24 protein-coding genes and 1 pseudogene are annotated in these 21,322 nt (G+C 64.1%); 12 read left to right on the plus strand and 13 right to left on the minus strand.

The features are described 5' to 3' along the window. Nucleotides 1-98: 98 nt before the first annotated feature. Nucleotides 99-833, minus strand: a complete 735-nt coding sequence (locus IRZ77_RS27365; RefSeq protein ID WP_408003948.1) for a methyl-accepting chemotaxis protein — start codon at nucleotides 831-833, stop codon at nucleotides 99-101. A gap of 138 nt (nucleotides 834-971) precedes the next feature. After that, nucleotides 972-1,733: pseudogene (mcpP, locus tag IRZ77_RS27370) on the minus strand (methyl-accepting chemotaxis protein McpP); the annotation flags it as partial. Between the two features lie 299 nt (nucleotides 1,734-2,032). Between mcpP and IRZ77_RS19865 the strand changes: the two are divergent. Continuing rightward, nucleotides 2,033-2,863, plus strand: coding sequence for an undecaprenyl-diphosphate phosphatase (locus IRZ77_RS19865; RefSeq protein WP_085598567.1), 831 nt, complete (start codon nucleotides 2,033-2,035; stop codon nucleotides 2,861-2,863). Continuing rightward, a complete protein-coding gene (locus IRZ77_RS19870; protein WP_046616618.1) occupies nucleotides 2,856-3,269 on the plus strand; it encodes a DUF1294 domain-containing protein in 414 nt (137 codons plus the stop codon). Before IRZ77_RS19865 ends, IRZ77_RS19870 begins: the two co-directional genes overlap by 8 nt. 120 nt (nucleotides 3,270-3,389) lie before the next feature. Here the strand turns inward: IRZ77_RS19870 and IRZ77_RS19875 are convergent, their stop codons facing one another. Both IRZ77_RS19875 and IRZ77_RS19880 read right to left on the minus strand, forming a co-directional pair. Further along, nucleotides 3,390-3,749, minus strand: a complete 360-nt coding sequence (locus tag IRZ77_RS19875) for an MmcQ/YjbR family DNA-binding protein (protein WP_046616617.1) — start codon at nucleotides 3,747-3,749, stop codon at nucleotides 3,390-3,392. Continuing rightward, nucleotides 3,742-4,644, minus strand: coding sequence for a LysR substrate-binding domain-containing protein (locus IRZ77_RS19880; protein WP_085598569.1), 903 nt, complete (start codon nucleotides 4,642-4,644; stop codon nucleotides 3,742-3,744). Before IRZ77_RS19880 ends, IRZ77_RS19875 begins: the two co-directional genes overlap by 8 nt. Nucleotides 4,645-4,777: 133 nt before the next feature. Here IRZ77_RS19880 and IRZ77_RS19885 point away from each other — a divergent pair, with 133 nt between their 5' ends. Beyond that, entirely contained in the window at nucleotides 4,778-5,389 is a 612-nt protein-coding gene (locus tag IRZ77_RS19885; protein WP_046616615.1) for an FMN-dependent NADH-azoreductase, read from the plus strand. A 96-nt stretch (nucleotides 5,390-5,485) separates the two neighbouring features. Here IRZ77_RS19885 and IRZ77_RS19890 read toward each other — a convergent pair whose 3' ends face one another. The 3 genes from IRZ77_RS19890 to IRZ77_RS19900 form a co-directional block, all read right to left on the minus strand. After that, on the minus strand, nucleotides 5,486-6,688 hold the full coding sequence (locus tag IRZ77_RS19890) for an NAD(P)/FAD-dependent oxidoreductase (protein WP_196174237.1): 1,203 nt from the start codon (nucleotides 6,686-6,688) through the stop codon (nucleotides 5,486-5,488). Between the two features lie 69 nt (nucleotides 6,689-6,757). Then, on the minus strand, nucleotides 6,758-7,357 hold the full coding sequence (locus tag IRZ77_RS19895; RefSeq protein ID WP_085598573.1) for a helix-turn-helix domain-containing protein: 600 nt from the start codon (nucleotides 7,355-7,357) through the stop codon (nucleotides 6,758-6,760). Nucleotides 7,358-7,397: 40 nt separating this feature from the next. Further along, nucleotides 7,398-9,350 (minus strand): oxidoreductase, encoded by a 1,953-nt coding sequence (locus IRZ77_RS19900; protein ID WP_085598575.1) that lies wholly within the window; start codon nucleotides 9,348-9,350, stop codon nucleotides 7,398-7,400. A 176-nt stretch (nucleotides 9,351-9,526) separates the two neighbouring features. On the opposite strand from IRZ77_RS19900, the gene IRZ77_RS19905 reads away from it, so the two are divergent. From IRZ77_RS19905 to IRZ77_RS19930, 6 genes are all read left to right on the plus strand, one after another. Continuing rightward, on the plus strand, nucleotides 9,527-10,570 hold the full coding sequence (locus IRZ77_RS19905) for an ABC transporter substrate-binding protein (protein WP_135001284.1): 1,044 nt from the start codon (nucleotides 9,527-9,529) through the stop codon (nucleotides 10,568-10,570). Between the two features lie 23 nt (nucleotides 10,571-10,593). Further along, nucleotides 10,594-11,349 (plus strand): class II aldolase/adducin family protein, encoded by a 756-nt coding sequence (locus IRZ77_RS19910; RefSeq protein ID WP_046616621.1) that lies wholly within the window; start codon nucleotides 10,594-10,596, stop codon nucleotides 11,347-11,349. Nucleotides 11,350-11,494: 145 nt separating this feature from the next. Next, nucleotides 11,495-12,379 carry an EamA family transporter gene (locus IRZ77_RS19915; protein ID WP_196174239.1) on the plus strand — a complete coding sequence of 295 codons (885 nt, stop codon included), beginning with the start codon at nucleotides 11,495-11,497 and terminating at the stop codon, nucleotides 12,377-12,379. Between the two features lie 201 nt (nucleotides 12,380-12,580). Continuing rightward, nucleotides 12,581-12,901 carry a YbjQ family protein gene (locus tag IRZ77_RS19920; RefSeq protein WP_003258990.1) on the plus strand — a complete coding sequence of 107 codons (321 nt, stop codon included), beginning with the start codon at nucleotides 12,581-12,583 and terminating at the stop codon, nucleotides 12,899-12,901. 138 nt (nucleotides 12,902-13,039) lie between these two features. After that, nucleotides 13,040-13,228, plus strand: coding sequence for a hypothetical protein (locus IRZ77_RS19925; RefSeq protein WP_003253897.1), 189 nt, complete (start codon nucleotides 13,040-13,042; stop codon nucleotides 13,226-13,228). Nucleotides 13,229-13,368: 140 nt separating this feature from the next. After that, a complete protein-coding gene (locus IRZ77_RS19930) occupies nucleotides 13,369-13,680 on the plus strand; it encodes a hypothetical protein (RefSeq protein ID WP_023663278.1) in 312 nt (103 codons plus the stop codon). A 46-nt stretch (nucleotides 13,681-13,726) separates the two neighbouring features. On the opposite strand, the gene IRZ77_RS19935 is transcribed toward IRZ77_RS19930, so the two are convergent. Together IRZ77_RS19935 and ampC are read right to left on the minus strand one after the other, a co-directional pair. Next, entirely contained in the window at nucleotides 13,727-14,059 is a 333-nt protein-coding gene (locus tag IRZ77_RS19935; RefSeq protein WP_003253895.1) for a hypothetical protein, read from the minus strand. A 301-nt stretch (nucleotides 14,060-14,360) separates the two neighbouring features. Then, nucleotides 14,361-15,503 carry a class C beta-lactamase gene (gene ampC / locus IRZ77_RS19940; RefSeq protein ID WP_196174241.1) on the minus strand — a complete coding sequence of 381 codons (1,143 nt, stop codon included), beginning with the start codon at nucleotides 15,501-15,503 and terminating at the stop codon, nucleotides 14,361-14,363. Nucleotides 15,504-15,622: 119 nt separating this feature from the next. Between ampC and IRZ77_RS19945 the strand changes: the two genes are divergently transcribed. Next, a complete protein-coding gene (locus tag IRZ77_RS19945) occupies nucleotides 15,623-16,612 on the plus strand; it encodes a bile acid:sodium symporter family protein (RefSeq protein WP_046616608.1) in 990 nt (329 codons plus the stop codon). Nucleotides 16,613-16,725: 113 nt separating this feature from the next. Here IRZ77_RS19945 and IRZ77_RS19950 read toward each other — a convergent pair whose 3' ends face one another. Then, complete coding sequence (locus tag IRZ77_RS19950; protein WP_108481633.1) at nucleotides 16,726-17,319, minus strand: eCIS core domain-containing protein; 594 nt, start codon at nucleotides 17,317-17,319, stop codon at nucleotides 16,726-16,728. After that, nucleotides 17,306-17,869 carry a TetR/AcrR family transcriptional regulator gene (locus tag IRZ77_RS19955; protein WP_196174243.1) on the minus strand — a complete coding sequence of 188 codons (564 nt, stop codon included), beginning with the start codon at nucleotides 17,867-17,869 and terminating at the stop codon, nucleotides 17,306-17,308. The genes IRZ77_RS19950 and IRZ77_RS19955 overlap by 14 nt, the downstream gene beginning before the upstream one ends. Before the next feature lie 89 nt (nucleotides 17,870-17,958). On the opposite strand from IRZ77_RS19955, the gene IRZ77_RS19960 reads away from it, so the two are divergent. Both IRZ77_RS19960 and IRZ77_RS19965 read left to right on the plus strand, forming a co-directional pair. Beyond that, nucleotides 17,959-18,690, plus strand: coding sequence for an SDR family oxidoreductase (locus tag IRZ77_RS19960; RefSeq protein ID WP_085598589.1), 732 nt, complete (start codon nucleotides 17,959-17,961; stop codon nucleotides 18,688-18,690). A gap of 29 nt (nucleotides 18,691-18,719) precedes the next feature. After that, nucleotides 18,720-19,331, plus strand: a complete 612-nt coding sequence (locus IRZ77_RS19965) for a 2-hydroxychromene-2-carboxylate isomerase (RefSeq protein ID WP_135001288.1) — start codon at nucleotides 18,720-18,722, stop codon at nucleotides 19,329-19,331. Nucleotides 19,332-19,425: 94 nt separating this feature from the next. Here the strand turns inward: IRZ77_RS19965 and IRZ77_RS19970 are convergent, their stop codons facing one another. Together IRZ77_RS19970 and IRZ77_RS19975 are read right to left on the minus strand one after the other, a co-directional pair. Continuing rightward, nucleotides 19,426-19,971 carry a cupin domain-containing protein gene (locus IRZ77_RS19970; protein WP_046616603.1) on the minus strand — a complete coding sequence of 182 codons (546 nt, stop codon included), beginning with the start codon at nucleotides 19,969-19,971 and terminating at the stop codon, nucleotides 19,426-19,428. A gap of 81 nt (nucleotides 19,972-20,052) precedes the next feature. Then, complete coding sequence (locus tag IRZ77_RS19975; RefSeq protein WP_196174245.1) at nucleotides 20,053-21,258, minus strand: MFS transporter; 1,206 nt, start codon at nucleotides 21,256-21,258, stop codon at nucleotides 20,053-20,055. Nucleotides 21,259-21,322: the final 64 nt, after the last annotated feature.

Genomic DNA, 21,322 nt, shown 5'->3' on the forward strand with positions numbered 1-21,322 from the left:
AAGCCGCTCCCACAGGGTATGCGGATTGCCTGCAATTTCAGTTATCTACGCGACAGCACAGCCCAAAGGGCTTGGCCATCTCCCACAGGGGCCTGGTCTTATACCCGGAACTGCCGCAACAACTGCTCCAGCTCTTCGCTCAGCTGCCCCAGCGCCATCCCGGCATCGCTGGACAGCCGCGCCGCATCGGCGGTCTGCTGCGACAACCCGGCAGTATCCAGCACGTTGCGGTTGATCTCCTCTACCACGTGCGACTGCTGCAAGGTGGCGCTGGCGATGGAGGCATTCAACGCCGTGAGGTTGTTCAGCGATTGGTTGATGGCATCCAGGCTTGCACCGGCCTCGCGGGCCTGCTCGACAGTCTGGCGCGAGGCCTCGCTGCTGGTGTCGATGGCCCTGACCGCAGCGTCCGACTGACTTTGCAGGTGCTCGATCATCGTATGGATCTCGGCCGTCGACTGCGCCGTGCGCTGGGCCAGCAGGCGCACCTCGTCGGCGACCACGGCAAAGCCACGGCCTTGCTCGCCGGCCCTCGCTGCCTCGATGGCTGCGTTCAGCGCCAGCAGGTTGGTCTGTTCGGCGATGGAGCGGATCACGTCCAGCACACCACCGATGCGCGTGCTGTGCCCGGCCAGGTCGCGTATCACCTGCACGGCCTGGTCGATGGTCAGCGACAGCCGGTCGATCTGCGCCAGGCTGCCGTGAATGGCCTCCTGGCCTTGGGCTACCTGTAGTTGCGCAGTGCGCATTTCACCAGCGGCCTGTTCGGCAGTCTTGGCCACGTCCTGCACGGCGTAGGTCACTTCGTTGACCGCGGCGGCCACCTGGTCCATCTGCAGCGATTGCTGGGCGCTGTGCTGTTGCGCGGCACCGGCATTGTCGCCGACATGCCCGGCGGACCGAGCCAGGGCATGGGCCGCCCCTTGCAACTGGCCGACAACGCCCTGCAGCTTGCCGTTGAAGCGGTTGAAGTGTTCGCCCAGGTGGGTGATTTCGTCACGGCCGTGAGTGTCCAGGCGGCGGGTCAGGTCGCTTTCGCCGCTGGCGATGTTGCCCATGGCCTGCACCGCTTCCTGCAACGGGCGGGCGATGCTGCGGGCAATCAGCATGACCACCAGCGCCATCAGCAGGGCAATGGCCACGCCTACCAGCGAGGCGTCGCGCAACTGGCGGGTGAATTCGGCCTGCACATCGTCGACATACACGCCTGAACCAATGATCCAGCCCCAGGGCTTGAACAGTTGAATGTAGGAGGTCTTGGCCACCGGCTCGCTGGCCCCAGGCTTGGGCCAGCGGTAATTGACCGGCCCGGCCTCCTGCTGCCGGGCCAGCGCGACCATCTCGTTGAACACGGCAAAGCCGTCGGGGTCGCGGATGGCTGACAAGTCCTGGCCGTCGAGCTTGGGGTTGGCCGGATGCATGATCATCTTCGGCCCCAGGTCGTTGATCCAGAAGTAGTCGTTCTGGTCGTAGCGCAGCGCGCGTACCACTTGCAGTGCCTGTTGCTGGGCCGCTTCGCGGCTGAGCGTGCCGGCTGCCTCCAGGCCTTGGTAATAGGCCAGCACACCGGCTGCGGTCTGCACCACGTGGCGGGTCTTTTCCGCTTTGGCCTGGTACAGGTCACCGTGGATCTGACGCAGCATCAGCAGGCCCAATACCACCAGCATGGCCACCGCCACCAGAAGGATCAGCCACAGGCGGCGGCTGATAGACATCGATCTCAGGGTTTTCATACCACAGCTCCCGTATTGTTCTTTTTATTCAGGCCCATCCAAGCATGCTTTGCGCCAGGTCCCCACTCGACTAATGGCTAAGTGCTATTCATTCAATAGTCTGCAGCAGGTTGTACTAGGCGATTGCAAAGGCGCTCTGTCAGGATTTCGGCCGCGCAAGATGAAACCTTTAGGCGGCGTGAACTTTTCTACTGGCATTGCGCCCAACAGTCGCTGTAAAACAGCCGGGCCGCGTGCGGCAACTTCAAGCAAATCAAGAACAAGGGGCCTGCAACGAGCAGCGCTTCATCGGGGGAACGATGGATTTTTGGACTGCCTTCCAGGCAATCATCTTAGGTGTGGTCGAAGGGCTGACGGAGTTTCTGCCGATCTCCAGCACCGGCCACCAGATCATCGTCGCCGACCTGATCGGGTTTGGTGGCGAACGGGCCATGGCTTTCAACATCATCATTCAGCTGGCGGCGATCCTGGCGGTGGTGTGGGAGTTTCGCGGCAAGATCTTCGACGTGGTCTTCGGCCTGACCAGCCAGCCCACGGCGCGGCGATTCACCGGTAACCTGTTGCTGGCCTTCCTGCCGGCAGTGGTGCTGGGCGTGCTGTTCGCCGACCTGATTCACGAATACCTGTTCAACCCGGTCACCGTGGCGGCTGCGCTGGTGGTGGGCGGGGTGATCATGCTCTGGGCCGAGCGCCGCGAGCACCGTGTGGAGGTGGACCATGTGGACGACATGCGCTGGAGCCACGCGCTGAAGATCGGCTTCATCCAGTGCCTGGCGATGATCCCGGGCACTTCGCGCTCCGGCTCGACCATTATCGGTGGCCTGCTGTTCGGCCTGTCGCGCAAGGCGGCGACCGAGTTCTCGTTCTTCCTGGCGATGCCGACCATGGTCGGCGCGGCGGTGTATTCGGGCTACAAGTACCGTGACCTGTTCCAGCCCGGCGACCTGCCGGTATTTGCCATCGGCTTCGTGACCTCGTTCATCTTTGCCATGATTGCCGTGCGCGGGCTGCTCAAGTTCATTGCCAACCACAGCTACGCGGTGTTCGCCTGGTATCGCATTGCCTTTGGTCTGCTGATTCTGGCGACCTGGCAGTTCGGCTGGGTTGACTGGGCGACGGCTCATGGCTGAGGTGGCACGTAGGCAAAGGGGGGAGGGCGTACGCAATGTGCGCCTGAAACTGGTGCTGTTGGGCCTGCTGTGCCTGCTGCCGGGCCTGGGCGCGGCGCGCATGGCCTGGGTCGACCAGGCCTGGTGGCCGCTGGCGCTGTACCCGGCAATGAGCCTGATCAGCCTGTTGCTGTATTGGCAGGACAAACAGCAGGCGCGTACCCAGGCCTGGCGTACGCCCGAGAAGGTGCTGCATGCCAGTGAGCTGCTGGGCGGCTGGCCGGGGGCGCTGTTGGCGCAGCAGCTGTATCGGCACAAGACGCGCAAGCTGTCGTACCAGCTGGTGTTCTGGGGGATTGTGCTGGTGCATCAGGTGTTCTGGGCGGACTGGCTGTTTCTTGGCGGGCGGTATCTGCCCTTCAGTTGATATGTGACTGTGCCGGCCTCTTCGCGGGCTTGCCCGCTCCCACAGGTATTCCACTGGTCTTGAGGGCAGTGAAAACCCTGTGGGAGCGGGCAAGCCCGCGAAGAGGCCGGCACAGGCTAGCTAGGTTACCAACCCCACCTGCAACCGCTTTGGCAACCGCCGCACCACCAGCTGGTGCGAGCGCTGCAACAGGTCACACAGCTCCTCACGCCCCATGGGGTAGGGCGAAGCCATGCTGATCCACCGCGCCCGCGCCAGGTACGGCGCAGGCCGCACCCCCGGGCGGTCGCAGTAGCCGAGAAACAGCTCGTCGGCCACCTTGAACGACAACCCCGCCCCCGCCAGGTCGAGCACAGCGAACATCTTGTTGCCCGCCACCGAGAACACCCGGATGCCGCCCCATTTGTAGTCTTCCCGTGCGCCCGGCAGGCTCAGGCAGAACGCTGCCACCTGGGCTTCGCTCATGTTCCGCTCAGACATACTTTTCTCCACAGGCCTCGAACGACGCCGCCAGGTGGTCAATCCATACCCGTACCGCAGGCAGCAAGCCGCGCCGGTGCGGGTATACCGCCTGCAGGTATCCACCCGGCAGCGACCATTCCGGCAGCAGGCGCACCAGTTCGCCGCGCGCCAGTTCTTCTTCACAGAACATGCTGGGCAGCGCGGTAAAGCCAAGGCCTGCCCGTACAGCGGCATTACGTACTACGAAATCATCGATGGCAAGGCGCGGTTCCAGGGCGATTTCCTGCTGTTTGCCGTGGGGGCCGAACAGGCGGAAGTGTACCAACCGGTCCGCCTCGGCAGCGCCCAGCACCGGCAATGACGCCAGTTGGCCTGGTTCGCGGATGTGATCGGCGAAGCCTGGCGCTGCAACCAGCTGCATCTGCGCCTGGCGCAGGCGGCGGGTGACCAGCGCCGGGTCTTCATCGCCCAGGTCACGTACGCGCAGGGCTACGTCGATACCTTCGGAAATCAGGTCGACCCGGCGGTTGAGCAGTACCATGTCCAGTTGCACCTGGGGGTACTGCGCGAGAAAGCGGCTGATCACATCCGGCAGGAACGCATGGGCCAATGCCACCGGGCAGGAAACCCGCAAGCGCCCGCGTGGTTCGCTGCTCATGCTGGCCACGGCCTCGTCGGCGGCTTCGGCTTCAAGCAGCATGGCCTGGCAGTGGTGCAGGTAGCGCTCGCCCACTGCGGTGAGCTTCAGTTGCCGTGTAGTGCGTTGCAGCAGGCGCGTGCCCAGGCGTTCTTCAAGCTCGGCGATACGCCGCGACAGGCGCGACTTGGGAATGCCCAACTGGCGGCCGGCTGCGGCGAAACCCCCGGCTTCGACCACGCGGGCGAAGTAGAAAAGGTCGTTGAGGTCTTGCATGGGAATGTCTCATTGTTCCACCTGTAGGACAAACTAACGCATTTTTGCTGCCTTATCAGCTATTGTTGGTGTCGGTAGGATTCTCCCCATCGTGATCGCCCAACGCCGCGGTCTTCATTCACAGGAGAGTCCCATGAAACTGTTGCATATCGATTCGAGCATCCTGGGCGACAATTCCGCCTCCCGCCAACTGAGCCGCGAAGTGGTCGAAGCCTGGAAAGCCGCAGACCCGAGCGTGGAAGTGGTGTACCGCGACCTGGCCGCTGACGCCATCGCCCACTTCTCCGCGGCGACCCTGGTAGCAGCTGGCACCCCGGAAGACATGCGCGACGCAGCCCAGGCCTTCGAAGCCAAGCTGAGTGCGGAAACCCTGGAAGAGTTCCTGGCTGCCGATGCCGTGGTGATTGGCGCGCCGATGTACAACTTCACAGTACCGACCCAGCTCAAGGCCTGGATCGACCGCGTTGCCGTCGCCGGCAAGACGTTCCGCTACACCGAAGCCGGCCCGGAAGGCCTGTGCGGCAACAAGAAGGTAGTGCTGGTGTCCACCGCCGGTGGCCTGCACGCTGGCCAGCCGACTGGCGCTGGGCATGAAGACTTCCTCAAGGTGTTCCTGGGCTTCATCGGTGTCACCGACCTGGAAATCGTCCGTGCCCATGGCCTGGCCTATGGCCCCGAGCAGCGCAGCCAGGCGATCGATGCTGCCCAGGCGCAGATTGCCAACGAGCTGTTTGCTGCTGCCTGATCCTGCTGTCTTGCGCAAGCGTCAAAGGCTTGCGCGAACTCTGTGGGAGCGGCCTTGTGTCGCGAAAGGGCCGCAAGGCCGCTCCCACAATCAACCTCAGGCCACTGCAATAGCCGGGTCAGCCGCTGCCAGCGCCGCAGCACGTTCGGCCGCCGGCGGATAGATCCACACCGTATTGATCTGCGCCTTCAACGCCTTGGCCTCGGCCTTGTCTTCCGGCGGCGACACCGTGCGCTCCCACCCTTCGGTATACACCGCCCCCCAGGCCCCAAGGTCCAGACAGGTCACGTACTTGGGCTGGCTGTAGGTCTTCGGTGCCACGCCAATCAGCTCGGCTACCGCATTGTTGCCCGCATGACGCCCCAGCGGAATCGCATGCTGGCAGGACATCACCGCGTAATTGCCAACCTCGTCGCAGGCCGCATAGGCCACATCACCCGCTGCGTACACGGCATCATTGCCTGTCACCTTGAGATTGCCATCGACATGCAAGCGGCCCTGGCGGTCGCGCTCGCCACTGATCTGTTCGGTGAGCGGGTTGGCCTTGAAGCCCACGGTCCAGATCACTGTGCTGGCGTCGATGCGCTGGCCGTTGTCCAGCAGCACGCCGGCAGGGTCGACCGAGGCTACCGTGGCGCCACAGATCCATTCCACGCCCAAGGCCTTGGAGGCCTCCTCGATGGCGGGGCGGATGCCTTCACCCAGGGCCGCGCCAATTCTCACCCCACGGTCGACCACCACCACGCGCAACGCCGCGTCCTCGCCGAGGATTTCTCGCAGACGGGCCGGCAGCTCGGTGGCGGTCTCGATGCCGGTAAAGCCCCCACCGGCCACCACCACGGTATTGCGCGCCGGCGTGTCGGGCAGGTTGGCCAGTGACTTCAGGTGGGTTTCCAGGCGCGCGGCGCTGTCGAGCTTGTCGACATCGAACACATGCTCGATGCCGACCATGTCGGGCCGGTTGAGCACGCTGCCGCAGGCCATGATCAGGCGGTCGTAGGGCAGGGCGCACTGGGTGCCGCTGCGGGTGCGGTAGCTGACGCGGTGGGCCGCTTCATCGATGTGGAAGGCCGTGCCCTGCACGAAGCGGACGTTGACGGCATCGAACAGCTCTTGCAATGGCGCGGCCATGGCATGAACGTCGGGTTCGTAGAACCGTGGGCGCACGTGCAGCTCGGCCTGGGGGGCTAGCAAGGTGATCTCGACATCCTTGCGGCCATGGAGGTCAAGCTGGCGGGCGGCGCTGAGCGCGCTCCACAGGCCGGCAAAGCCCGCGCCAATGATCAGGATCTGCTTCATGGTTGTGCTCCTCTGAAGTTCGGTTAACAAGGTAGGCCCTGTTGCTGGATGCTGGGGAGCGAGCAGGCTTCAGAATGTTGGCGGGGTGATCACCCAGATCACCACGGCATCCACCTCACCGGGGTTGCCATAGCGGTGCGGTTCCTGGCTCGAGAAGCTGAAGCTGTCCCCTTCACCCAGCTGGAAATGCCGCTCGCCTACCCATAGCTCGAAGCTGCCGCTGAGGATGTAGCCGGCCTCTTCACCGTCGTGGCTGTAGCTCTGCTGGCTGTAGCTGCCCGGAGGAAAGCGCGAATGCAGGATCTCGAGCTGGCGGTTGGGCTGGGGCGTGAGCAGTTGATCGACGATACCATCTTCGTAATGCACGCTCAGGCGGCTGTTGCGCCTTACCACATAGCCCTGGTCCTCGGGCGCAGTGGTGGCTTCGCTGGCGAAGAACCACTGGATGGTCACCCCCAGGCTGCGGGCGATGTTGAACAGCGCCGGAATCGATGGATAGGAGAGGTTGCGCTCCAGCTGGCTGATGTAGCCAGCGGTCAGTTCACTGTGCGTGGCAAGCTCCGCCAGGGTCATGCCACGGCGCTTGCGCAGGCCGCGAATGCGGCTGCCGAGAAACTGCGGCGCGGCGCCCCCGGCTGCGCTGGCGGGGGGCTGGGGGAGTTGGCTCATGCATGTCGGTCCATCGTGAAAAGCCGCAGTATGTACAGCCTCAGAGCGCCCAGGCAACCGTCAGGCCATCGTGAATCGCTTCTTCGGCGGTACGCGGCGCCAGGCAGTCGCCAATGCGGTGAACCTCCACCAGGCCGGCCAGCTCCGTGGCCAGGCGGTCTTCCGGTTGATGGCCCAGGCACAGTACCAGGGTATCGATGCCTTCGAAGATCATTGGTTCGCCGCTGGCGGTGTGCTGCAGGTACACCGTGTTGTCGTCGCTGCCATACAGGCGGGCATAAGGTGTGACGGGAATACCCAGGCGATGCAGCTCGCCGGCCAGCTGGTCGCGCACGTACAGCGGCAGGCTTTCGCCGCAATGGGTGCCATTGACGGCCAGCTGCACCTGGTGGCCTTCGCGTACCAGGCGTTCGGCGATGCCTGGGCCGATCCAGTCGCAGCGCCAGTCGATCACCAGCACCGAGCGCCCCGGTTTTGCTTCATTGCGCAGTATTTGCCAGGCATCCACCACCTGAAGCTCACCGGTACGCTCGAAGGTGGGCCAGTAGGGGGTGGCACCGGTGGCCGCTATCACCAGGTCGGGGCGTTCTCGTTCGACCAGTGCGCGGTCGACCCGGGTGTTGCGTACCACTTCCACGCCCGCCAGGGCCATTTCCCGCTGCAGATTGGTGCTGGCGCCACCGAACTCGCTGCGCCGTGGCAGCAACTGGGCCAGCAGCACCTGGCCACCGAGCTGCGGGCCAGCCTCGTACAGCGTGACCTGATGCCCGCGTGCAGCGGCCACTGCGGCGGCTTTCATGCCGGCGGGCCCGCCACCGGCCACGAGTATGCGCTTGGGGCGGGCGGCGGGGGTCAACTGCCCGTACTGCAACTCGCGGCCGGTTTCCGGCCGCTGGATGCAGGAAATGGGCAGGCCTCGGTGGAAATGGCCGATGCATGCCTGGTTGCAGGCGATACAGGCTCGTACGTCCTCGACCTGGCCATGCTCGGTCTTGTTCGGCATTTGTGGGTCGCAGATCAGCGCGCGGGTCATGCCGCAGACATCGGCCTGGCCACGGGCCAGGATCAGTTCGGCTTCCTGGGGCTGGTTGATACGCCCGGTGACGAACAGCGGGATGCCCAGGTGCTGCTTGAAGGTGCCGGCCTCCCGGGCCAGGTAGGCCGGTTGAATGGCCATGGGCGGCACGATATGCACGGCACCACCCAGCGATGCCGACGTGCCGGCAACGATGTGCAGGTAATCGAGCTGGCCCTGCAAGGCAACCGCTGCAGCCAGCGATTCGTCCTCGCTCAACCCCTGGCTGTCGCGCTCGTCGGCACTGATGCGCAGGCCGATGATGAACTGCTCGTCGGTGGCCGCGCGTACGGCGGCCAGCACTTCGCGCAGGAACCGCAGGCGCTGTTCGAGCTCACCGTTGTAGCCATCCGTGCGCTGGTTCACCCGGGGGTTGAGGAACTGCGCAGGCAGGTAGCCATGGCTGGCCACCACTTCAACGCCATCCAGCCCGGCCTGGTGCAGGCGGCGGGCAGCGCTGGCATAGCCCTGGACGATCTCGTCGATCATCGCCTGGTCCAGCGCACGCGGCATCACCCGGAAGCGTTCATTGGGCACAGCGGACGCCGAGTAGGCCACCGCCAGCAAGCCGTCCGCCGACTCCATGATCTCCCGCCCGGGGTGGAACAGTTGCGACAGTACCACCGTGCCATGTTCATGGCAGGCCTCGGCAAGCTGGCGGTAGCCGTCGATGCAGGCGTCGTCGGTGGCCATAAGCACATGGGAGGTATAGCGGGCGCTGTCATGCACCCCTGCCACTTGCAGCACGATCAGGCCGACGCCACCGGCGGCGCGGGCGCGCTGGTAGGCGATGAGCTTGTCGTTGACCAGGTTGTCGGTGGGCAGGCAGGTGTCGTGGCCGGTGGACATGATGCGGTTCTTCAGGCGTTTGCCGCGTATCTGCAAGGCTTCGAACAGGTGAGGGAAGGCGGTCTGCATACAGGCGGCTCCGGTGCGGTGTTGTTCTTGTTTTGTTATGAAAGTGTAGCGCCAGTAAAAAATCAACTTGTTTTTTTACTGGTCGGCGACTAGGTTTTTCTCACCCTCATGGCGAGGGCGTGACCTCACAACAACAAGAAAACGGGCCCCTCGGGCACCGGCAGGAGGCAACTACGATGCAGGTATTCCCACGTGTAAGCAGCTTTTGCGCAGCGTTGCTGGCCATGGGCTTGGGCAGTGCCCAAGCGGCACCACAGATGGTCGTGGTCGGCTATGGTGGGGCCGGCCAGAAAGCCCAGGACGAGGCGATCTTCAAACCGTTCAGTGCCCAGGATGGCAGCAAGCTGATCCAGAGTGAGTACAACGGCGAAATGGCACGGATCCAGGTCATGGCCGACACCGGCAATGTCGACTGGGACGTGGTGCAGATCGAAGGGCCTGACCTGGTGCGTGGCTGCGACGAGGGCATCTACGAGCAGTTGGACTGGCAGCGCATGGGCCATGCGGATGAACTGATTGCCGACGCCGCACAAGCCTGCGGCTCGGCCGCGCTGGTATGGAGCGTGGCCATTGCCTATGACCGCAGCAAACTGGCCCAGGCGCCTGCGTCGTGGGCTGACTTCTGGGACGTGAGCAAGTACCCGGGCAAGCGCGGCCTGCGCAAGCGTGCGGTGTACAACCTGGAGTTCGCCCTGATGGCCGACGGCGTCAAGGTCGAGGATGTGTACCAGGTGCTGGCTACTCCGGCCGGGGTCGAGCGTGCCTTTGCCAAACTCAGCGAACTCAAGCCGCATATCCAGTGGTGGGACGCCGGCGCCCAGCCTGCCCAGTGGCTGGCGGCGGGTGACGTGGTGATGACTTCGACCTACAGCGGGCGCATCGCTGTTGCGGCCCAGCAGGGCAGCCCGCTGGCGGTGGTCTGGCCTGGCAGCCTGTATGGCATGGATTACTGGGCGATCATCAAGGGCTCGCGGCATGTCGACCAGGCCAAGCGGCTGATCGCCTACGCCAACCAGCCGGATACCCAGGTGCGTTATGTGCAGCAGATTCCCTACGGGCCTACCAACACCCAGGCGGCAGCTAAGCTCGACCCGGCGCTGGCCAGTTGGGTACCGACTTCGCCGCAGAACCTGCAGGGGGCGTTGGCGATGAATGTGGAATTCTGGGTGGACCATGGCGAAGAGCTGGAACAGCGCTTCAATGCGTGGGCCAGCAAATAGCGTTCTGCAAAGGAATAACGATGATGATCGCAACGGAACAAAGCCTGCGCCACGAGCTGGCCGCCTGCTATCGGCTGATCGCCCATTTCCGCATGAGCGACCTGATCTTCACCCATATTTCCCTGCGCCTGCCGGGGCCGGAGCACCACTTCCTGATCAACCCGTACGGCCTGCTCTTCGATGAGGTCACGGCCTCCAGCCTGGTGAAGATCGACCTGCAAGGCCGGCCGATCGAACCGACGCCGCACCCGGTCAACCCGGCCGGTTTCGTCATCCACAGCGCCATCCATGCTGCCCGCGAAGATGCCCGTTGCGTGCTGCATACCCACACCCGGGCAGGTTGTGCGGTGGCGGCGCTGGAATGCGGGCTGCTGCCGCTCAACCAGATGTCCATGGAGTTTTACGGCAAGGTGGCGTACCACGCCTATGAAGGGATTGCGCTGGACATGGATGAGCAGCGGCGGCTGGTAGCCGACCTTGGCGACAAGCCGGTGATGATCCTGCGTAATCATGGCCTGCTGACCACCGGGCGCAGCGTGGCCGAAGCATTCCTGCGCATGTACTACCTGGAGAAGGCCTGCGAGATCCAGTTGGCGGCACAGAGTGCCGGGCAGGTGATTCTGCCGTCGCCTCAAGTGTGCGCGCATACCGAGCGGCAGTTCAATGAACCTGGGCGGGGGTTGAAGCAGGGCGAGCTGGCGGATCCGGATGCATTGCAGCTGGCGTGGGCGGCACTGCTGCGGATGCTGGAAAGGGTGGCGCCTGGTTATCGGAACTGACGCGTTCCTGCAACGTCGTGTCGACCTTGCCACGATAACAGTCACTGTTGCGCAGCTCTTGACCGCAACTGTGCTGGTCCCTGCCAAAGGAATAGCCTTATGCTGTAACGAAATATGTCTAGAAAGCCTGAAGAAGGATGTCGCAATGCCGCTCAAGGACCTGCTCATCGCCCTGGTGGTGATTGTCGCCTGGGGAGTCAACTTCGTGGTCATCAAGGTTGGCCTCGATGGCTTGCCGCCGATGTTGCTGGGGGCATTGCGCTTCTTGTTGGTGGCGTTCCCTGCGATTCTGCTGGTGAAGCGGCCCAAGCTGCCGTGGCGCTGGCTGATCGCCTACGGCGCAACCATTTCGTTGGGCCAGTTCGCGTTCCTGTTCCAGGCCATGTACAGCGGCATGCCGCCAGGGCTGGCCTCGCTGATCCTGCAGTCGCAGGCGTTCTTCACCCTCGGCTTTGCCGCGCTGTTCCTCGGCGAGCGGCTGCGCCTGGCCAGCGTGCTGGGGTTGCTGGTGGCTGCCAGCGGCCTGGCGCTTATCGGCAGCGAAGACGGCGGCCATGTACCAGTGCTGGCGCTGGTGCTGACCCTGTGTGCCGGCGCCATGTGGGGCATGGGCAACATCATTACCCGGCGCTTTGGCTCGGTTGACCTGGTGGCGCTGGTGATCTGGGGCGGGTTGATTCCGCCACTGCCGTTTCTGGCGCTGTCCTGGTGGCTGGAGGGGCCGGAGCGTATTGGCCATGCCCTTGCCAATATCGGCTGGAGTTCGGTATTGGCCCTGGCTTACCTGGCGTTTGTCGCCACCATGCTCGGCTACAGCCTGTGGAGCAAGCTGCTCTCGCGCCACCCGGCCGGCAAGGTGGCGCCGTTCTCGCTGCTGGTGCCTGTGATTGGCCTGAGTTCGTCGGCGTTGTTGCTGGGTGAGTGTTTGACTGCGACCCAGGGGTGGGGCGCATTGCTGGTGATGGCAGGGTTGTTGGTGAACGTGTTCGGTGCCCGCATTGGCCAACGGCTACGCGCGGTCAGCGCGTAGTTGATCCTTCAGCCACTGCCCGACTGAAAATCGCAAGCCCTGTGGGAGCGGGCGTGCCCGCGAACACGGGCGAAGCCCGTGCCAACCACCGCGGTGCCTGCTTCGCGGGCACGCCCGCTCCCACAATTGACTGTATATCTGCGAGTGGAATTGCCCTCTGTTAGAATCGGCCTCTTTTGCCAGGCCAATGGAGTGCACCCCATGATCATTTCCACCACCAGCCAACTCGAAGGCCGCCCGATTGCCGAATACCTGGGCGTGGTCAGTTCCGAATCGGTGCAGGGCATCAACTTCGTGCGCGATTTCTTTGCACGTTTTCGCGACTTCTTCGGCGGCCGTTCGCAAACGCTGGAAAGCGCACTGCGCGAAGCCCGGGAACAAGCCACCGAGGAATTGAAGGCGCGGGCACGCCAGTTGCAAGCCGATGCGGTAGTGGGGGTGGATTTCGAGATCAGCATGCCGTCGGTACAGGGTGGCATGGTCGTGGTATTTGCTACCGGTACAGCGGTGCGCCTGAAGTAGAGCGTCTGCCGCTGGTCGGGTCCAGGGCTTCGGTCCGGGCGGTCCGCAAATGACCAGCTAGTCTCACTTTCACAGGTCGCGTTTGGTTGAGCAACCGTTCTGGTTGCCGGCGCGTCCGCCACTGGAGGGAGACAGGGCATGAGCGAATCCTTTTTCGAAGACCTGAACGACGCGTTCCCGATCAACAGCCAGGTGCGTTGCGGCCAGGCGGCATTCCGCCTGGGCTTCGCCCACATGACGCTGGATGATTCCGAACAGCTCCAGCCTGCACACCTGCAGCGCAGCAAAAAAGGCCGCTTCATGCCGCGGGTTCCGCTGAAGAAGTGATCCCGCTCCAGGACAACCCCGCCGAATGGCGGGGTTTTTATTGCCATTTCTTGATCCGCCTCATGGCATTGCCGGGTAGCGCTCGCAGGATGGCCAAGGCTGTGGTTTTCTTGCGCGGCATTCCAGCAACGGAGGATTGAATGCTCATGCGAGTCAGGGAAGAGACCTATTGGCAATGGGCTGACGCCCAGCTGCACAGCCGGTGCCACGACGAAGCGCTCAGTGACGGCACCACGCTGGACGTGCAGGTGCGCTTGTCGCGCCTGGGGGCGACTCAGTTGTTCCTGGGGCTGTATGCCGGGGATGGGCGAGCATTGCTGGAGGAGTATTACCCCGCACGGCCAGGCGAGACCATGACCCGCGCCCTGGTATGGGGTGTCGACCGCGCCCGGGCGATGGCAACCGGCGCCTTGCCGCTGCCAGAGCCGCGCAGCCAGCGGCGCCAGGCATGAAAAAGCCCGGCCTATGCGGGCCGGGCTCAGGTAAAGGTGGGCCCCCTCAATTGAGCGGTTCGATCACCTTGACTGCCTGCTGCTCACGGGCAGCGGGCCATTCTTGTTGCAGGGTCTGCAGGACGCGGCCAACGAACTCGGTGTCGGCGGCGGCCTTCTTGCCGACGTAGCCCTGGCCACGGCGGTAGACCTTGAAGCGGGCACGCATGCTGGGCAGGTGCTCTTCGAATTCATCTTCGACGGTGTTCGGTGGCAGGCGATCGAGGCGCACTTCACCGGTCTGGCTGACCCACAGCAGATGGTCGTCAAGGCTGTCCTTGCGTACGGCGAACAGCTGGGCCAATTGGTCGATAGTCGGATTGTTGTTCAAGTTCATCATAAAGCCCCCATTACCCATTCGTAGGTGATTTTTCACAGTTGGCGCTACCACGGTGTAGCGCACTACCAAGGCTGCTACAGCAGCATCGCAACAGGGGCTTTCTCACGCTGCCTTTTGGACAGTTTCCCTCTCCACGGACGGCCTGCGTTACCGCGCAGGCCGTCTGGAACACCCTTGCCACCGCTCCCGATCGGGGAGACGGCTTCATCATGCCCAAGGGCGATGAACGGCGTCAACCATTTTGTAGTGAATATTTTTATTCACTACATCGTGTCGTTTTGTTCGACAATCGCTGCCCGTACTACAGCCCGGACAGAATGTCGAAGGCCGCGCGCACCCGGGCTTCGTTCGGGTAATTTCGATTGGCCAGCAACACTACGGCCAGCTGTTCGGCGGGCACGAACGCAGCGTAGGCGCCGAAACCATTGGTCGAGCCGGTCTTGTTGTACCAGGCTGCCGGCAGCGGCGGCAGCGCTGGTTGCAAACGCGTGGTTGCCTGCGGTTCACGGACAAGCTGCGGGCCATTGCCGTCTACCAGGGTGGCCAACGTAACCGGATAGGGATAGCGCTCCCAGCCCAGGCCCTGGGTCATGGTGCCGACCTGGAAGTAGCCCCGCTGGGTAATGGCAGTGGCTTGCGCCAGCGCCGGTGGCAACCCCACCGGCTGCATGTGCAGGCGCACATAGCGCAGCAGGTCGCTGGCGCTGGTCTTTATGCCGTAGGCTTCGTCGGCGTAAGGGCCGGGGCCGACCCGCACTGGCTTGTCGGCACTGTCGTAGCCTTGGGCATACAGCCCCTGGGCGCTGGCCGGGACCTGCAGATAAGTGTTTTCCAGGCCCATCTGTTTCAGCAGCTCTTCGCTCATCAATGTGGAAAACGGCTGATGCTGCGCGCGGGCGGCCAAGTCACCGAACAGGCCCAGGCTGGGGTTCGAGTAGCAGCGCTGGGTGCCAGGTTTGGCGCGGGGTTGCCAGTGACGGAAGAAATCGACCACCTGCTGCGGCGTCTGCACCGCATCCGGGAACTGCAATGGCAGGCAGTCGGCACTGTAGGCGCCCAGCTCCAGCACGCTTGCGTCGCCGATGGGGGTACCGGCAAGGGCCGGGTGATAGTGCTTGGCCGGGGCATCAAGGTTCAGCTTGTCTTCAGCACTGGCCAGTGCGGCCAACGTGGCGGTGTAGGTCTTGCTCAGCGAACCGATCTCGAACAGCGTGTCGCGGCTGACCGGCACATTGTCGGCCTTGCTGGCCACGCCATAGCTGAAGTAGTGCGCATGGTCGCGAGCATAGATGGCCACGGCCATGCCGGTGATGCCTTGCTCCTGCATCAGCGGGCGGATGATCTGGTCGACCTTGGCCTGCAACTGGTCGTCGGCCTGGGCGGCACTGTGGCCCAGGGTGAGAGTGATGGCGGCTGCAAGTGCAGCCAGGCGGGAGAGGGGCATGAGCGGGTCCTGTGCTGGAGCGTGTCCGTTGAGCGACACCGGTGGGGGTTCCGGCGTTAGCGGCGAAAAACCGAAGACCTTATCGTCTGCCCTTGCACAATGACAAGACGGAAACTGTGATGAAGTATTTGCGCATGTTATTCGACAATTTCACCCTGGCCTTGCTCGGGGTGGTACTGATTGCCACCGTACTGCCTTGCTCGGGCGACGGCGCGGTGTACTTTGGCTGGCTGACCAACCTGGCCATCGGCCTGCTGTTTTTCCTGCACGGCGCCAAGCTGTCGCGCGAGGCGATCATCGCCGGTGCCGGGCACTGGCGCCTGCACTTGCTGGTGTTCTCCTGCACCTTCGTGCTGTTTCCGCTGCTGGGCCTGGCGTTCAAGCCACTGTTCGTGCCACTGGTGGGCAACGAGCTGTACCTGGGCGTGCTCTACCTGTGTGCCTTGCCGGCCACCGTGCAGTCGGCCATCGCCTTCACCTCGCTGGCGCGTGGCAACGTGCCGGCGGCCATTTGCAGCGCGGCGGCATCCAGCCTGTTGGGCATCTTCCTCACGCCGTTGCTGGTGATGATGTTGCTGGGGGCCAGCGGCGATACCGGTTCCGGCCTGGATGCGGTGCTGAAGATCACCCTGCAGTTGCTGGTGCCGTTCGTGGCCGGACAGTTTGCCAGGCGTTGGATCGGTGCCTGGGTCAAGCGCAATGCGCGCTGGCTCAAGGTGGTGGACCAGGGCTCGATCCTGTTGGTGGTCTACACCGCTTTCAGCGAGGCGGTGGTGACCGGGCTGTGGCACACGGTATCGCCGCAGCACCTGGCCGGCTTGTTTGCCGTGTGCGGGATTTTGCTGGCGGTGGTGCTGTACGGCACCCGGTTGCTGGGCAAGCTGTTGGGCTTTGACCTGGAGGACCGCATTACCATCCTGTTCGCCGGTTCGAAGAAGAGCCTGGCTACCGGCGTGCCAATGGCGCAGGTGCTGTTCGTCGGCAGTGGCATAGGCGCGATGATCCTGCCGCTGATGCTGTTCCACCAGATCCAGCTGATGGTCTGTGCGGTGCTGGCGCAGCGTTATGCCAGCCGTGGGCAGGTGGCTGAGGAGGCTTCGGCATCCTGACAGGGCCCTATCGCCGGCAAGCCAGCTCCAACCTCGACCGCATCGATCTCAAGTCATGTGCTATCCCTGTGGGAGCTGGCTTGCCGGCGATGAGCTGCGAAGCAGCCCCTGGCTTATCTGGCCTGTCCTGAAGTGCGCTCGCGCAGCGCCTTGCTTACCTCGCCCTCGATCTTGTAGGCCGGCGCTTCCAGGTCGTCGTAGTTGCGCGTATAGCGCCGGGCGAACTCTTCCACACCCAGCTGCTGATACTGCTGCACATGCTTGAGCTCGTGCGCCCACAACGCGACGTTGTCCTCGGCATCGGCGGGGCGGCGGAAGATGATCGTGTCGATAAGCGTCACGGCGTTCACGTCGGGGTTCTGCAGCAGCGCATTGGCTGCGCTCATCTGCTGTTCATCACCTACCCGGAAGCGCGCCGCGTCGAGCACGGCAAAGTCGTACCAGGGTTCGAGTTGCGCACGGATATGCAACGGGATCGGCTCGACGCCGGCGGCGGTGGCTTCGTCGCGAGCCTGTTGCAGGGCGTAGGTCAGGCTGGACGAAGCCAACACTTCCACATCCTTGAAAATCTGCCCGGCCTGCCCAGGGTCGATGGGTGCACAGAAACATCCCATCAGGCACACCTGGTACTGCCCTGGCGGGCAGGCCTGTTCGGCAAGTGCGGGCAGGCTCAACAGTAGCCCCAGCAGTAGGCTAATCCGCTTCATGCAGGGCCTTCTCGACAAAGTGGCGGCTGGCGTCCAGTACCTGCGATTGCACGCTTTCCGTGGCCAGCATGCGCCCGACCAGCAAGGCGCCGACGCATTGGCTGATCAGCACCCAGGCCAACTCGTCGTCCTCCAGGGTCGCGCTGCAGGCCTGGTGCAGTTCCACCAGCCAATGCTCGGCCACGGCGCGCACCGGTGTTTCGGCCCGGGCGATCTCCACCCCCAATGGCGGCAGCGGGCAGCCACCTTCGGCATTGTGCAGGTGAGCCAGGCTCAGGTACTGCTGCAGGCAACGGCCCAGGCGTTCGCGGCTGGCCTCCTGGTTGGCCAGGCGCGCCAGCGGGCTGTTGCACAGTTCCTGCCGCACCACCTCGGTGAACAGGTCGTCCTTGGACGGGAAGTGGTTGTAGAAGGCGCCGCCGGTCAGGCCGATCGCCTTCATCAGCCCGGCCACGCCGGTGCTGGAAAAGCCCCCGCGTTTGGCCAGCGCGCCGCTGCTGGCCAGCAGCCGCTCGCGGGTTTGCTGCTTGTGTTCATTGGTGTAGCGCATTCAATTGCCTCTGCAGGCGGGCTTGACGGTGGCGGCGATCATAACATAGCGTTCGTTTACTAAACGATCATTCACCAATGGAGGCAGGCATGGCAGAACAACAAAAAGTGGTGCTCGTGATTGGCGCGGGGGATGCTACCGGCGGCGAGATCGCCAAGCGCTTTGCGCGCGAGGGCTACATTGCCTGTGTTACCCGGCGCCAGGCGGACAAGTTGCAGCCGCTGCTGGACGAAATCCGCGCTGCGGGCGGCCAGGCCCACGGTTTTGGCTCCGATGCGCGCAAGGAGGAGGAGGTGGCGGCGCTGGTCGAAACCATCGAGCGTGATATCGGCCCGATCGAAGCGTTTGTTTTCAATATCGGTGCCAATGTGCCCTGTAGCATTCTCGAGGAGACCCCGCGCAAATACTTCAAGGTCTGGGAGATGGCCTGTTTTGCCGGTTTCCTCACCGCCCAGGCGGTAGCCCGGCGCATGGTGCAACGCGAGCGTGGCACCATCCTGTTTACCGGCGCCACTGCTGGCACCCGTGGCGCGGCGGGCTTCGCGGCATTCGCCGGGGCCAAGCATGCCTTGCGCGCCCTGGCCCAGAGCATGGCGCGCGAACTGGGGCCGCGGAACATCCATGTCGCCCACGTGGTGGTTGACGGGGCCATCGACACCGCCTTCATCCGTGACACTTTCCCCGAGCGCTATGCCCTCAAGGACCAGGATGGCATCCTTGACCCGGCCCATATCGCCGACAGCTACTGGTTCCTGCATGCGCAACCACGCGACGCCTGGACATTCGAGTTGGACCTGCGCCCCTGGATGGAACGCTGGTAAGCCCCTTTCACAGAGCAAGGACCGTAACCATGCGCAACACTGTCGATTTCTTCTTTGACCTGGGCAGCCCGGCCAGCTATCTGGCCTGGACCCAACTGCCCGACCTGTGTGCCCGCCAGGGCGCCACACTGCGCTACCGGCCGATGCTGCTGGGCGGGGTTTTCCAGGCCACCGGCAACGCCTCGCCGGTGATGATCCCGGCCAAGGGCCGTTACATGTTCACCGACCTGGCGCGCTTCGCTGCGCGCTATGGGGTACCGTTGGAGTGGCCGCCGGGGTTCCCGATCAATACCTTGACCCTGATGCGCGGGGCAGTGGGCACCCAGTTGCGTTCGCCGGAGCGGTTCGAGGCGTTGCTGGCGGTGCTGTTCAATGGGCTGTTTGCGCAGCGCCGCAACCTGGGCGATAGCGCCATCCTTGACGACACGCTCAGGCAGGGCGGCTTCGACCCGCAGGCGTTTCGCGCGCTGGCGGCTGATGACGAGGTGAAGGCCGCGCTCAGGCTCGCGACCGAAGAGGCAGTGGAGCGCGGGGTGTTCGGCGCGCCGACCTGTTTTGTCGGTGATGAGATGTTCTTCGGGCAGGACCGCCTGGACTTTGTCGAAGAGGCGCTGCGTCAGGGTGTCGACAGCCTTGCCTGAAGGCGCCCCTCCCACAGGGTTTGCGCGTTCCCCGTGGGAGCGGCTTCAGCCGCGAACACCAGCAAAGCCGGTGCCATCCCCTTGCATAAAGCAGTCAGAAGTTCGCCGGGGTGTTGGCGCTGATGATCTCGGCCTCGTCCGGGCCGATGTTCTTGAAGCTGTGGGGCAAGGTAGTGGGGATGTAATACCCGTCGCCCGAGTTGAGCACACTCACCTGGCCATCGACCCACAACTCGACGGTGCCGCGGGTGACCAGGCCGCACTCTTCACCCTCGGCATGCACGATCGGTTCTCCCGAATCGGCGCCCGGTGCATACAGTTCACGCAGCATGCGCATTTGTCGGCCTTCGACGCTGGCGCCGACCAGCAGCATGCGCAGGCCGTTGCGGCCCAGGTCTGGCTGCTCGCTGCCACGGAACACGTAGCGCTCTTCGCGCACCGGCTCGTCGAAACTGAAGAACTCCGCCAGACTCATCGGAATGCCTTCGAGCAGTTTTTTAAGGGAACTGACCGAAGGGCTGACGCGATTCTGCTCGATCTGCGAGATCGTCGAATTGGTCAGCCCGCTGCGGCGGGCCAATTCCCGTTGGGAGAGGTTGTTGCGTTCACGCACCAGTTTGAGTCGCGTCCCCGTGTCCATAGCCGCCTTGTAATCAGAGGTGTCAATAATAATGAGCGATGCGCATTAAAACACACTCTGCGCGCTTGCGCGCTGTGCTTGTCAGGCCCGCTGATCGCGGGGCATCGGCCATAACCCGACCAGCAGTAGCAGCGCCGCCACCGCCAGGAATGGCAAGCGTGGATCGACCGCATAAACCAGGGTGCCGGCCAGCGGCCCGATCACCGCTCCCATGCCCTGAGCAGCACCGATGGAGCCGGCCGTGGCACCCTGCTCGGACGCATGCATGGCATTGGCCGCCAGCGCTGAAAATGCCGGGAAGACAAAGCCCATGCCCGCTGCCGCGACAAAGTAGCAAGCCCACAGCCAGGGCGCCGTGGTGGCCAGCGAGCCGCAGGCAAAGCCCAGGGCCGAAACCGTGGCGCCGACCCGGATCATCTTCAACGGCGGCCATTCCAACTGGCGCAGCAGCACCTGCGCCAGGATCAGCGCCACGCCCACCGTGGTCAGGGCGATGCCAGCGGCCTGGGCAGCCTCGGCAGGGCCCAGGTGCAGGCGGTCGAGGGCGAAGAAACCGACGATGATCTGCGATACCGTGACACTGAGCATGGCGCTGAACGCCACCAGCAAAGGCCGGCGCAGGCGTGGGTCGTTCAGCCGCACCGGGCTGGGGGCATGGCTGTGCGGCAGCGCCTGCGGCTTGAGTGTGAACAGCAGGACCAGAAAGGCACTGGCCGGCAGCAGCGACATGATATGGAACGGCAGGCTCAGGCTATGCCGCGCCAGCAGCGCCGCCAGTGCCGGCCCCACCACCAGGCCGACGGCGTTGGCCGCCCCCAGCGAGGCCATGGCCCGGGCCCGGCGTTGCGGTTCGACATGGTCGGCGATCAGCGCATTGCAGCCCACCGGGATGGCAGCATAGAAGGCGCCGATACAGCCGCGCGCGACCACAAGGCCGATGAAGGCCAAAGTCGCCCCCGGCAGCCAGCGCAGTGCACCTTCTACGAACAGGCACAGCAGCCAGTAGGCCAGGGTGAAACCGGCGCTACCCAGCAGCAGGATGCGCCGACGGCCCAGGCGGTCTGCGGCGCGCCCCCAGGGCCGTGCCAGCAGCACCCAGACCACGCCCGCCACGGTCACGGCGGCACCGGCTTGCCAGGTGGCCATGCCGAGCTGGCGGGCGATCGGGCCGATCAGGGCGACGAAGGCCATCATCGACATGGTACAGGCCATGTTGGCCAGCAGCAGGGGGCGCAGGTCCAGGGTTCTGGCGGGTGCGAGTGTGGCAGGATCCTTTGCGACGTTCATAGGGCAGTCCAGGGCGGCACGGCAAATAAAAGCCGATCTTGTTGGGAATTATTATCGATTGTCG

This window comes from Pseudomonas pudica, from assembly GCF_015680405.1.
GTDB lineage: Bacteria > Pseudomonadota > Gammaproteobacteria > Pseudomonadales > Pseudomonadaceae > Aquipseudomonas > Aquipseudomonas pudica.